Annotated in this window: 11 protein-coding genes; 10 read left to right on the forward strand and 1 reads right to left on the reverse strand. The window is 70.3% G+C overall.

What is annotated here, in order from left to right:
* Window positions 1-100: 100 nt before the first annotated feature.
* The 4 genes from ACWD68_RS15150 (at window position 101) to nusB (ending at window position 3,252) form a co-directional block, all read left to right on the forward strand.
* On the forward strand, window positions 101-991 hold the full coding sequence (locus ACWD68_RS15150; protein WP_451806875.1) for a Pro-rich N-terminal domain-containing protein: 891 nt from the start codon (window positions 101-103) through the stop codon (window positions 989-991).
* 90 nt (window positions 992-1,081) lie between these two features.
* A complete protein-coding gene (locus ACWD68_RS15155; protein ID WP_451806876.1) occupies window positions 1,082-2,188 on the forward strand; it encodes an aminopeptidase P family protein in 1,107 nt (368 codons plus the stop codon).
* A 60-nt stretch (window positions 2,189-2,248) separates the two neighbouring features.
* Window positions 2,249-2,815 carry an elongation factor P gene (efp, locus tag ACWD68_RS15160; protein ID WP_266756500.1) on the forward strand — a complete coding sequence of 189 codons (567 nt, stop codon included), beginning with the start codon at window positions 2,249-2,251 and terminating at the stop codon, window positions 2,813-2,815.
* Between the two features lie 2 nt (window positions 2,816-2,817).
* Entirely contained in the window at window positions 2,818-3,252 is a 435-nt protein-coding gene (nusB, locus tag ACWD68_RS15165; protein WP_451806877.1) for a transcription antitermination factor NusB, read from the forward strand.
* Window positions 3,253-3,448: 196 nt separating this feature from the next.
* On the opposite strand, the gene bldD is transcribed toward nusB, so the two are convergent.
* Window positions 3,449-3,949: a transcriptional regulator BldD gene (gene bldD, locus ACWD68_RS15170; RefSeq protein ID WP_037621142.1), complete on the reverse strand. Its 501-nt coding sequence runs from the start codon at window positions 3,947-3,949 to the stop codon at window positions 3,449-3,451.
* A 245-nt stretch (window positions 3,950-4,194) separates the two neighbouring features.
* Here bldD and pyrR point away from each other — a divergent pair, with 245 nt between their 5' ends.
* From pyrR to carB, 6 genes are all read left to right on the forward strand, one after another.
* A complete protein-coding gene (gene pyrR, locus ACWD68_RS15175) occupies window positions 4,195-4,785 on the forward strand; it encodes a bifunctional pyr operon transcriptional regulator/uracil phosphoribosyltransferase PyrR (protein WP_351539154.1) in 591 nt (196 codons plus the stop codon).
* Between the two features lie 82 nt (window positions 4,786-4,867).
* A complete protein-coding gene (locus tag ACWD68_RS15180; protein WP_451806878.1) occupies window positions 4,868-5,845 on the forward strand; it encodes an aspartate carbamoyltransferase catalytic subunit in 978 nt (325 codons plus the stop codon).
* A gap of 4 nt (window positions 5,846-5,849) precedes the next feature.
* Entirely contained in the window at window positions 5,850-7,136 is a 1,287-nt protein-coding gene (locus ACWD68_RS15185; protein ID WP_451806879.1) for a dihydroorotase, read from the forward strand.
* A gap of 14 nt (window positions 7,137-7,150) precedes the next feature.
* Window positions 7,151-7,699 carry a PH-like domain-containing protein gene (locus ACWD68_RS15190; protein WP_451806974.1) on the forward strand — a complete coding sequence of 183 codons (549 nt, stop codon included), beginning with the start codon at window positions 7,151-7,153 and terminating at the stop codon, window positions 7,697-7,699.
* Window positions 7,696-8,895 (forward strand): glutamine-hydrolyzing carbamoyl-phosphate synthase small subunit, encoded by a 1,200-nt coding sequence (gene carA / locus ACWD68_RS15195; RefSeq protein WP_451806880.1) that lies wholly within the window; start codon window positions 7,696-7,698, stop codon window positions 8,893-8,895. The genes ACWD68_RS15190 and carA overlap by 4 nt, the downstream gene beginning before the upstream one ends.
* A complete protein-coding gene (gene carB / locus ACWD68_RS15200; protein WP_451806881.1) occupies window positions 8,888-12,196 on the forward strand; it encodes a carbamoyl-phosphate synthase large subunit in 3,309 nt (1,102 codons plus the stop codon). Before carA ends, carB begins: the two co-directional genes overlap by 8 nt.
* Window positions 12,197-12,249: the final 53 nt, after the last annotated feature.

Below are 12,249 nucleotides of genomic sequence, written 5' to 3' on the forward strand. Positions count from 1 at the left end.
GTTCACACAACGGCGGCCGGGGAAGGTACCGTTCGGTAGCGACGGGACCTGCGTCCCGCCCGCCAGCGCCCATTGCCTGTACGAGACGGAGTGGCACCGGATGCAGCACGCAGTGGGGGCTCCGCTGCCGCCGCCCCATCAGCCGGGGCAAGGACCGGCCGCCGGTTGGTCGCCGGCCGGACAGTATTCGGGGCAGCAGGGTCCCGCACCCGCTCCGGGTTTCGCCGGAGCGCCGGTGCCGCCCGGGGCTCCTCCCGTCCAGACCCCGCAGCACCATCTGCCGCCGCACCAGGTGCCTCCGCAGCACGCGCAGCCTCCCCAGCACCATCCCGTCCCGCCCGCGCCGGACACCACCGGGCATGTGCAACTGCCCCCGGGCGCCCCGGTGGCCATGCCGAGCCCGCCGCCCGCCACGGGCACGCCCGATCCGGCGGCCACCACGCTCGCGATCCTGCTCATCGGCCCCGCGGGTGCCGGGAAGACCAGCGTCGCCAAGTACTGGGCGGACCACCGCCGGGTGCCCACGGCGCACATCAGCCTCGACGACGTCCGTGAATGGGTGCGCTCGGGCTTCGCCGACCCGCAGTCGGGATGGAACGACCATTCCGAGGCGCAGTATCGTCTCGCCCGCCGCACCTGCGGCTTCGCGGCCCGCAATTTCCTGGCCAACGGCATCTCGTGCATCCTCGACGACGCCGTCTTCCCGGACCGTCCGGTCGTCGGGCTCGGCGGCTGGAAGCGGCACGTCGGTCCCGGGCTGCTGCCGGTCGTGCTCCTGCCGGGCCTGGAGGTGGTCCTGGAGCGCAACGCCGAGCGCTCCGGGAACCGTCGGCTCAGCGACGAGGAGGTCGCGCGCATCCACGGCCGGATGGCCGGCTGGTACGGCTCCGGGCTCCCGATCATCGACAACTCGCAGCTCGACGTGGCGGCCACGGCCCGTGTCCTGGACGACGTCCTCGCCCGGTCGATCGCCAGCCCGCCGCAGTGGTGAGCGGGCCCCGGGTCCGCCCGTTCGGGCCCCGGCCTACCCGTCCGGCCCTCTGAACCGGCGACATCCGGCCACCGCTCGTACGCTCGGTTCATGTCAGAGGTGTACGCGACCCGCAGAGAGCGGCTCCGGGAACGCAGTACGGCGGGCGGCAGCGCGACAGCGCTCGTCACCCGTCCCGCCAACGTGAGGTATCTCGCCGGCGCGGCGCCGCACGGCTCCGTGCTCCTGCTCGGCGCCGGCGAGGACATACTGCTGTGCGGCAGTCCGCCGACCGGCGAGGCCGCGGAAGGACGCCCGGACGAGGCGCTGAACGTGCGGGTGCTGCCGCGCGCCGGTGGTGATCCGGCCGTCGCTGCCGCCGGACTGGCGGCCGGCCAGGGCGCCGAGTCCCTCGCGGTCGAGGAACACCACCTGACCGTGACGCGGCACCGAGCCCTCGGCTCGGTCGCGCCGCGGCTGCGCCTGGCCGACCTGGGCGGCGCGGTGGAACAGCTGCGCGTGATCAAGGACGAGGAGGAGATCTCCTGTCTGCGGATCGGTGCCGAGATCACCGACCAGGCGCTGGGCGAACTCCTCGAATCCATCCTGGTCGGCCGGACGGAACGCCATCTCGCCCTGGAACTGGAGCGTCGGCTCGTCGACCACGGCGCGGACGGACCGGCCTTCGCGACCTCGGTCGGCACCGGCCCGAACTCGGGGCGGCGCGGCCACCGGCCCACCGACCGTCGGGTCGAGGAGGGCGACTTCCTCTCCGTCTGTCTCGGCGCGACCTACCGCGGCTATCGGTGTGAGATCGGTCGTACGTTCGTGATCGGCACCTCGCCCGCCGACTGGCAGATCGAGCTGTACGACCTCGTCTTCGCCGCCCAGCGCGCCGGACGGGAGGCGCTTGCACCAGGCGCCGCCTACCGGGACGTGGACCGCGCGGCGCGTCAGGTACTGGACTCCGCGGGCCATTCGGAAGGGGTTCCGCCGCTGACGGGGCACGGTGTCGGGCTCGAAATCGACGAGGACCCGCAGCTTGCCCCCGCGGCCATGGGTAAACTGGACGCTTGCGTGCCGGTCACCGTCGAACCGGGGGTCCACCTTCCGGGCCGGGGCGGTGTCAGGATCGATGACACGCTCGTCGTACGCCCTGAGGCGGACGGCGGACCCGAGCTACTCACCATCACGACCAAGGAGCTGCTCGCGCTCTAGCTTTTCGAGCTGTGCGCGTGCGCCGGGGTCGTCCACGTCAGTCCAGGAGATTCCGCAACCGTGGCTTCCACGAACGACCTCAAGAACGGCCTGGTGCTCAAGCTCGACGGAGGCCAGCTCTGGTCCGTCGTCGAGTTCCAGCACGTCAAGCCCGGCAAGGGCCCGGCCTTCGTGCGCACCAAGCTGAAGAACGTGCTCTCCGGCAAGGTCGTCGACAAGACGTTCAACGCCGGCGTCAAGGTCGAGACGGCCACGATCGACAAGCGCGACATGCAGTTCTCGTACATGGACGGCGAGTACTTCGTCTTCATGGACATGGACACGTACGACCAGCTCATGGTCGACCGCAAGTCCGTCGGCGATGCCGCCAACTTCCTGATCGAGGGCTTCACCGCCACCGTCGCCCAGCACGAGGGCGAGGTGCTCTTCGTCGAGCTGCCCGCCGCCGTCGAGCTGGTCATCCAGGAGACCGAGCCCGGCGTCCAGGGCGACCGCTCCACCGGTGGCACCAAGCCCGCCATCCTGGAGACCGGCCACCAGATCCAGGTCCCCCTCTTCATCACCACCGGTGAGAAGATCAAGGTCGACACCCGTAGCAGCGACTACCTCGGCCGGGTGAACAGCTAACCGTGGCTGCCCGCAACACGGCCCGCAAGCGCGCCTTCCAGATCCTCTTCGAGGGCGACCAGCGCGGCGTGGACGTCCTGACGGTCCTCGCGGACTGGATCCGGCATTCCCGGTCCGACACCCGGCAGCCGCCGGTGAGCGAGTACACGATGCAGCTGGTCGAGGGCTACGCCACCAAGGTGAGGCGCATCGACGAGCTCATCGCGCAGTACGCCGTCGGCTGGACGCTGGACAGGATGCCGGTCGTCGACCGCAACATCCTGCGCCTCGGTGCCTATGAGCTGATCTGGGTCGACGAGACCCCGGACGCCGTGGTGCTCGACGAGGCGGTGCAGTTGGCGAAGGAGTTCTCCACGGACGAGTCGCCCTCGTTCGTGAACGGCCTGCTGGGCCGTCTGAAGGACCTGAAGCCGTCGCTCCGCCGCGACGACGCCTAGGCGAAGGCAGACGACAGTCGTACGGCCCCGAGGGGGCGTACGGAACGCCGGAGGGCCCGCAGCTCGATCGCTGCGGGCCCTCCGGCGTTCCCGTACCTCTGAGGCCTCCGAGGCCCGCAGAAAGCCGCCGGGGTGGCCGGAACCATCTGGTTCCGGCCACCCCGGCGGCACGTTTCTGCTGAGCTGTCGTAAGGGATCAGCCCTCGTCGTGGGCGACCGCGCGGCGCGCGTCCGCGTCCAGCACGCCCCAGCTGATGAGCTGCTCGGTCAGGACCGAGGGGGACTGGTCGTAGATGACGGCGAGGGTGCGCAGGTCGTCCTGGCGGATCGACAGCACCTTGCCGTTGTAGTCGCCGCGCTGCGACTGGATCGTCGCCGCGTAGCGCTGGAGCGGGCCCGCCTTCTCGGCCGGCACGTGCGCCAGCCGCTCCAGGTCCAGGACCAGCTTCGGCGGCGGCTCGGCGGCCCCGCCCGGAGTGGTGCCGGGCAGCAGCTCCTGAACCGGAACCCCGTAGAAGTCCGCCAGCTCGGCGAGGCGCTGCACGGTTACGGCGCGGTCGCCGCGCTCGTACGAACCGACCACGACCGCCTTCCAGCGGCCCTGGGACTTCTCCTCGACGCCGTGGAGGGAAAGGCCCTGCTGGGTGCGGATTGCGCGGAGCTTGGCCCCGAGCTGTTTGGCGTATTCGCTGGACATATAGCTCCCCGGACGCTGTATCAACGTGCGGCTCCGCCGCGCGGCTGGTGACTCACTGTGAGGTTACGCAGCGTTACTCTCCCCCGTCAAGCCGAAGGGTTTTCGACCGGTCCTCGCACGGGTGTCACCGGGGGTGGCTCAAAGGGGGGTGATCAGGTCCGTTGCCGGGCTGGTAGCGTTGATGGCGCAAATCCGACGTCCTTTAATGATCCGTCCCGTGAGGCGGAGAAGGAGGTCCGTTTCTTATGGACACCGAGCACGACAAGCAGCAGTACGAAGCCGATGCGCGGCCCGTTCTCGAGGCGCCCGACATCGCGCGGGTGCTGACCCGCATCGCCCACGAGATCGTCGAGCGCGCCAAGGGCGCCGACGACGTGGTGCTCCTCGGCATTCCGACCCGGGGTGTCTTCCTGGCCCGCAGGCTGGCCGACAAGCTCGAAGAGATCACCGACCGCAAGATCCCGGTCGGCTCCCTCGACATCACCATGTACCGCGACGACCTGCGCATGCACCCGCCCCGTGCGCTGGCCCGCACCGAGATCCCCGGTGACGGCATCGACGGCCGCCTCGTCGTCCTCGTCGACGACGTGCTCTTCTCCGGCCGCACCATCCGCGCCGCCCTCGACGCGCTGAACGACATCGGCCGGCCGCGCGCCGTGCAGCTCGCGGTCCTCGTCGACCGGGGCCACCGCGAACTGCCCATCCGCGCCGACTACGTCGGCAAGAACCTCCCCACGTCGTTGCGGGAGACGGTCAAGGTCCAGCTCGCCGAGGAGGACGGTCGCGACACCGTGCTGCTCGGTGCCAAGCGGACCTCCCCGGGCGAGCAGCAGTAGCACTCCGGCTCGCACCGCCGAGTGCGCTCCCGCGCGCCCGCATGCCCGAATCCTCCCTGAACTTCCTTACGGAGCCTGACAGATGCAGCGTCATCTCATCTCGGCCGCCGACCTCACCCGCGACGACGCCGTCCTGATCCTCGACACCGCCGAGGAGATGGCCCGGGTCGCCGACCGGCCGATCAAGAAGCTGCCGACCCTGCGCGGCCGCACCGTCGTCAACCTCTTCTTCGAGGACTCGACCCGTACCCGGATCTCCTTCGAGGCCGCCGAGAAGCGGCTCTCCGCGGACGTCATCAACTTCACCGCCAAGGGGTCGAGTGTCTCCAAGGGCGAGTCCCTCAAGGACACCGCCCAGACCCTGGAGGCCATGGGGGTCGACGCCGTGGTCATCCGGCACGGCGCCTCCGGAGCCCCGTACCGGCTCGCCACCTCCGGCTGGATCGACGCCGCCGTCATCAACGCGGGCGACGGCACCCACCAGCACCCCACGCAGGCCCTGCTCGACGCCTTCACCATGCGCCGCCGCCTCGTCGGCCGGGACGCCGGGATCGGCCAGGACCTGTCCGGCAAGCGGATCACGATCGTCGGCGACGTCCTGCACTCCCGCGTCGCGCGCTCCAACGTCGACCTGCTGCACACCCTCGGCGCCGAGGTCACCCTCGTCGCGCCGCCCACCCTGGTGCCGGTCGGCGTGGAGACCTGGCCCTGCGAGATCTCGTACGACCTGGACAGCACCCTGTCCAAGTCCGACGCGGTGATGATGCTGCGGGTCCAGCGCGAGCGGATGAACGCCGCGTTCTTCCCGACCGAGCGCGAGTACTCGCGCCGCTACGGGCTCGACGGCGACCGCATGGCGAAGATGCCCGAGCACGCCATCGTGATGCACCCCGGCCCGATGGTCCGCGGCATGGAGATCACCGCCGCGGTCGCCGACTCCGACCGCTGCACGGTCGTCGAGCAGGTCGCCAACGGTGTGTCCATCCGCATGGCCGTCCTGTACCTGCTCCTGGGCGGCAACGAGCCCGCCGTCACCCACACCCGTACCGAGGAGAAGTAAGACAATGAGCAAGATCCTTATCCGTGGTGCGAAGGTGCTCGGCGGCGAGCCGCAGGACGTCCTGATCGACGGCGAGGTGATCGAGGCCGTCGGCACCGGGCTGTCCGCGGACGGCGCCGAGGTCATCGAGGCCGACGGCAAGGTGCTGCTGCCGGGCCTCGTCGACCTGCACACCCATCTGCGCGAGCCCGGCCGCGAGGACTCCGAGACCGTGCTGACCGGCACCCGTGCCGCGGCGAGCGGCGGCTTCACGGCCGTGTTCGCCATGGCCAACACCTTCCCGGTCGCCGACACCGCCGGTGTGGTCGAGCAGGTCTACCGGCTCGGCCAGGAGCACGGCTACTGCGACGTGCAGCCCATCGGCGCCGTCACGGTCGGCCTGGAGGGCAAGAAGCTCGCCGAGCTGGGCGCGATGCACGAGTCCGCGGCCGGCGTCACGGTCTTCTCCGACGACGGCAAGTGCGTCGACGACGCGGTGATGATGCGCCGCGCGCTGGAGTACGTGAAGGCCTTCGGCGGCGTCGTCGCGCAGCACGCGCAGGAGCCCCGCCTCACCGAGGGCGCCCAGATGAACGAGGGCGTCGTCTCCGCCGAGCTCGGGCTCGGCGGCTGGCCCGCGGTGGCCGAGGAGTCGATCATCGCCCGGGACGTCCTGCTCGCCGAGCACGTCGGCTCCCGCGTCCACATCTGCCACCTGTCGACCGCCGGGTCCGTCGAGATCGTCCGCTGGGCCAAGTCCCGCGGCATCGACGTGACCGCCGAGGTCACCCCGCACCACCTGCTCCTCACCGACGAGCTGGTGCGCTCGTACAACCCGGTCTACAAGGTCAACCCGCCGCTGCGCACCGAGCGGGACGTCATGGCGCTGCGCGAGGCGCTCGCCGACGGCACGATCGACATCGTCGCGACCGACCACGCGCCGCACCCGCACGAGGACAAGGACTGCGAGTGGGCCGCCGCCGCCATGGGCATGGTCGGCCTGGAGACCGCGCTGTCCGTCGTCCAGCAGACGATGGTCGAGACCGGACTGCTCGACTGGGCCGGCGTCGCCGACCGGATGTCCGTCAAGCCCGCCGCGATCGGCCGGGCCGCGGGCCACGGACGTCCCGTCTCGGCAGGTGAGCCCGCCAACCTCACGCTGGTCGACACGGCATACCGTGGGACGGTGGACCCCGCTGGCTTCGCCTCGCGCAGCCGCAACACCCCCTACGCGGGACGTGAGCTGCCGGGCCGGGTCACCCACACCTGGCTGCGGGGCAAGGCCACCCTCGTCGACGGGAAGCTCGCGTGACACCTCTCATCTCCATGGCCGCCGAACAGAAGTCGGCGGAAGTGACCGACTGGGCCGCCCGGATCGGCTGGCTCGTCGGCCTCGCCCTCTTCATCGCGCTCGTCTACTGGCTGATGCGCGAGGGCTGGAAATGGCGCGGCACCCTCCAGGGCGACCTGCCCGAGCTCCCCGTCGCGCCGGAAGACCCCGGCCCGGCGACACTGAGCATGAGCGGCCGCTACCACGGCTCCACCACCGCCGGACAGTGGCTCGACCGCATCGTGGCGCACGGCCTGGGCACCCGCAGCCGGGCCGAGCTCACCCTGACGGACGCGGGACTGGACGTCGTACGCCCCGGCGCGAACGACTTCTTCGTCCCGGCCTCGCAGCTGCGCGAGGCCCGGCTCGACAAGGGCATCGCGGGCAAGGTCCTCACCGAGGGCGGACTCCTCGTCGTCACCTGGGCGCACGGCGACAGGCTTCTCGACTCCGGCTTCCGCTCGGACCGCGCGGCCGAGCACAACGAATGGGTCGACACCCTGAACGACATGATCAACAAGACGGAAACGGAAGGCGCACGATGACGACCTCCACTCAGGGGAACGCCTCGCAGAGGGAGAAGGCGCTTCCCGCCGTACTCGTCCTGGAGGACGGCCGGGTCTTCCGCGGCCGCGCCTACGGGGCCGTGGGGGAGACCTTCGGCGAAGCGGTGTTCTCCACCGGCATGACCGGATACCAGGAGACCCTCACCGACCCGTCGTATCACCGCCAGGTCGTCGTGATGACCGCCCCGCACGTCGGCAACACCGGCGTCAACGACGAGGACCCCGAGTCGAAGCGGATCTGGGTCGCCGGATACGTCGTCCGCGACCCCGCGCGCGTGCCCTCCAACTGGCGCTCCCGGCGCTCGCTGGACGAGGAACTGCGCAGCCAGGGTGTCGTCGGCATCAGCGGTATCGACACGCGCGCCCTCACCCGCCACCTGCGGGAGCGCGGCGCCATGCGCGTCGGCATCTTCTCCGGCAACGCGCTGCCCGACGCGGGCACCATGCTCGCCGAGGTGCGGCAGGCGCCCGAGATGAAGGGCGCGAACCTCGCCGCCGAGGTCGCCACCAAGGAGACGTACGTCGTTCCCGCGATCGGCCCCGACGGCGAAGCCGTCCCGATCGGCAAGGCGAAGTTCACCGTCGCCGCCGTCGACCTGGGCATCAAGGGCATGACCCCGCACCGGATGGCCGAACGCGGCATCGAGGTGCACGTGCTGCCCGCGACGGCCACCGCCGAGGACGTCTACGCCGTGAACCCCGACGGCGTGTTCTTCTCCAACGGCCCGGGTGACCCGGCCACGGCCGACGGCCCGGTCGCCGTCATGCAGGAAGTGCTCGCGCGCAGGACGCCGCTGTTCGGCATCTGCTTCGGCAACCAGATCCTCGGCCGGGCCCTCGGCTTCGGCACGTACAAGCTGAAGTACGGCCACCGCGGCATCAACCAGCCCGTGCAGGACCGTACGACCGGCAAGGTCGAGGTCACCGCGCACAACCACGGCTTCGCCGTCGACGCTCCGCTCGACAAGGTCTCCGAGACCCCCTACGGCCGCGCCGAGGTCTCCCACGTCTGCCTCAACGACAACGTGGTGGAGGGCCTCCAGCTGCTCGACCAGCCGGCCTTCAGTGTCCAGTACCACCCCGAAGCGGCAGCCGGTCCGCACGACGCCGCCTACCTGTTCGACCGCTTCACGTCTTTGATGGAAACAGTTCTGATGGAGGGCCAGCGTGCCTAAGCGCACCGATATCCAGTCCGTCCTGGTCATCGGCTCCGGCCCGATCGTCATCGGCCAGGCCGCCGAGTTCGACTACTCCGGCACCCAGGCGTGCCGCGTCCTGCGAGCCGAGGGCCTGCGGGTCATCCTGGTGAACTCCAACCCGGCGACGATCATGACCGACCCGGAGATCGCCGACGCCACGTACGTCGAGCCGATCACCCCCGAGTTCGTCGAGAAGATCATCGCCAAGGAGCGCCCGGACGTCCTGCTGCCGACGCTCGGCGGCCAGACGGCCCTCAACACCGCGATCTCCATGCACGAGCAGGGAGTGCTCGCGAAGTACGGCGTCGAGCTGATCGGCGCCAACATCGAGGCGATCAACAAGGGCGAGGACCGCGACCTCTTCAAGGGCGTCGTCGAGGCCGTGCGCGAGAAGATCGGCCACGGCGAATCCGCCCTGTCCGTCATCTGCCACACCATGGACGACGTCATCAAGGGCGTCGACACGCTCGGCGGCTACCCCGTCGTCGTCCGCCCCTCCTTCACCATGGGCGGCGCCGGCTCCGGCTTCGCCCACGACGAGGAGGAGCTGCGCCGGATCGCCGGTCAGGGCCTCACGCTCTCCCCAACCACCGAGGTGCTCCTGGAGGAGTCCATCCTCGGCTGGAAGGAGTACGAGCTGGAGCTGATGCGCGACAAGAACGACAACGTCGTGGTCGTCTGCTCCATCGAGAACTTCGACCCGATGGGCGTCCACACCGGCGACTCCATCACCGTCGCCCCGGCGATGACGCTGACCGACCGCGAGTACCAGCGGCTGCGCGACATCGGCATCGCGATCATCCGCGAGGTCGGCGTCGACACCGGCGGCTGCAACATCCAGTTCGCGGTCAACCCCGTCGACGGCCGCATCATCGTCATCGAGATGAACCCGCGGGTGTCGCGCTCCTCCGCGCTCGCGTCGAAGGCCACCGGCTTCCCGATCGCCAAGATCGCCGCCAAGCTCGCCGTCGGCTACACCCTCGACGAGATCCCGAACGACATCACCGAGAAGACCCCGGCGTCCTTCGAGCCGACTCTCGACTACGTCGTCGTGAAGGCCCCGCGCTTCGCCTTCGAGAAGTTCCCGTCCGCCGACTCCACCCTGACGACCACCATGAAGTCGGTCGGCGAGGCCATGGCGATCGGCCGCAACTTCACCGAGGCGCTGCAGAAGGCGCTGCGCTCGCTGGAGAAGAAGGGCAGCCAGTTCACCTTCGTCGGCGAGCCCGGCGACAAGGCCGAGCTGCTGCGCGAGGCCGTCCGGCCCACCGACGGCCGCATCAACACCGTCATGCAGGCCATCCGCGCGGGCGCCACGCCTGAGGAGGTCTTCGAGTTCACGAAGATCGACCCGTGGTTCGTCGACCAGCTGTTCCTGATCAAGGAGATCGCGGAGGAGCTGGCCGCCGCCGACAAGCTCGGCCCCGAGCTGCTCGCCGAGGCCAAGCGCCACGGCTTCTCCGACGCGCAGATCGCCGAGATCCGCGGACTGCGCGAGGATGTCGTGCGCGAGGTGCGGCACGCGCTCGGCGTGCGCCCGGTCTACAAGACGGTCGACACCTGCGCCGCCGAGTTCGCGGCGAAGACGCCGTACTTCTACTCCTCCTACGACGAGGAGACCGAGGTCGCCCGGCGCGAGAAGCCCGCCGTCATCATCCTGGGCTCCGGCCCGAACCGCATCGGCCAGGGCATCGAGTTCGACTACTCCTGCGTCCACGCCTCATTCGCGCTCAGCGACGCGGGCTACGAGACCGTGATGGTCAACTGCAACCCCGAGACCGTCTCCACGGACTACGACACCTCCGACCGCCTGTACTTCGAGCCGCTCACGCTCGAAGACGTGCTGGAGATCGTGCACGCGGAGTCGCTGGCCGGTCCGATCGCCGGTGTGATCGTTCAGCTCGGCGGCCAGACCCCGCTCGGCCTGTCGCAGGCGCTCAAGGACAACGGCGTGCCGATCGTGGGCACCTCGCCCGAGGCGATCCACGCCGCCGAGGACCGCGGCGCCTTCGGGCGGGTCCTCGAGGAGGCGGGCCTGCCGGCCCCCAAGCACGGCACCGCCACCACCTTCGCCGAGGCCAAGGCCATCGCCGACGAGATCGGCTACCCCGTCCTCGTCCGGCCCTCGTACGTCCTCGGCGGGCGTGGCATGGAGATCGTGTACGACGAGACGCGGCTGTCCTCGTACATCGCCGAGTCGACCGAGATCAGCCCCTCCCGGCCGGTGCTCGTCGACCGGTTCCTCGACGACGCGATCGAGATCGACGTCGACGCGCTGTACGACGGCGAGGAGCTCTACCTCGGCGGCGTGATGGAGCACATCGAGGAGGCCGGCATCCACTCCGGCGACTCGGCGTGCGCGCTGCCGCCGATCACCCTCGGCGGGTTCGACATCAAGCGGCTGCGCGCCTCGACGGAGGCCATCGCCAAGGGCGTCGGCGTCCGCGGCCTGATCAACATCCAGTTCGCGATGGCCGGCGACATCCTCTACGTCCTGGAGGCCAACCCGCGGGCCTCGCGCACCGTCCCCTTCACCTCGAAGGCGACCGCGGTGCCGCTCGCGAAGGCCGCCGCCCGCATCTCGCTGGGCGCGACCGTCGCCGAGCTGCGCGCCGAGGGCCTGCTCCCGGCGAACGGCGACGGCGGCACCCTGCCGCTCGACGCGCCGATCTCCGTCAAGGAGGCCGTCATGCCGTGGTCGCGCTTCCGCGACATCCACGGACGCGGTGTCGACACGGTGCTCGGCCCGGAGATGCGCTCCACCGGCGAGGTCATGGGCATCGACTCGGTGTTCGGCACGGCCTACGCCAAGTCGCAGGCGGGCGCCTACGGCCCGCTGCCCACCAAGGGCCGCGCCTTCATCTCCGTCGCCAACCGCGACAAGCGCTCGATGATCTTCCCGGCGCGGGAACTCGTCGCCCACGGCTTCGAGCTGCTCGCCACCTCCGGCACGGCCGAGGTGCTCAAGCGCAACGGCATCAACGCCACGGTCGTGCGCAAGCAGAGCGAGGGCGAGGGCCCGAACGGCGAGAAGACCATCGTCCAGCTCATCCACGACGGCGGGGTCGACCTCATCGTCAACACGCCGTACGGCACCGGCGGCCGTCTCGACGGCTACGAGATCCGTACGGCGGCCGTGGCCCGGTCGGTCCCGTGCCTGACGACGGTGCAGGCGCTCGCCGCCGCCGTCCAGGGCATCGACGCGCTGAACCACGGCGACGTGGGCGTGCGTTCGCTCCAGGAACACGCCGAGCATCTGATCGCCTCGCGCGACTAGCGGCCCTGAGGGGGACACCGGAGCTCCGGTGTCCCCCTCTTCATGAGGCCCCC

It is taken from the genome of Streptomyces sp. NPDC005141, from assembly GCF_053599975.1.

Coding starts and splice junctions, on each gene's coding strand:
- ACWD68_RS15150 (WP_451806875.1), top strand. CDS start 101: ATGCAGCACGCAGTGGGGGCTCCGCTGCCGCCGCCCCATCAGCCGGGG.
- ACWD68_RS15155 (WP_451806876.1), top strand. CDS start 1,082: ATGTCAGAGGTGTACGCGACCCGCAGAGAGCGGCTCCGGGAACGCAGT.
- bldD (WP_037621142.1), bottom strand. CDS start 3,949: ATGTCCAGCGAATACGCCAAACAGCTCGGGGCCAAGCTCCGCGCAATC.
- pyrR (WP_351539154.1), top strand. CDS start 4,195: ATGGACACCGAGCACGACAAGCAGCAGTACGAAGCCGATGCGCGGCCC.
- ACWD68_RS15180 (WP_451806878.1), top strand. CDS start 4,868: ATGCAGCGTCATCTCATCTCGGCCGCCGACCTCACCCGCGACGACGCC.
- ACWD68_RS15185 (WP_451806879.1), top strand. CDS start 5,850: ATGAGCAAGATCCTTATCCGTGGTGCGAAGGTGCTCGGCGGCGAGCCG.
- ACWD68_RS15190 (WP_451806974.1), top strand. CDS start 7,151: ATGGCCGCCGAACAGAAGTCGGCGGAAGTGACCGACTGGGCCGCCCGG.
- carA (WP_451806880.1), top strand. CDS start 7,696: ATGACGACCTCCACTCAGGGGAACGCCTCGCAGAGGGAGAAGGCGCTT.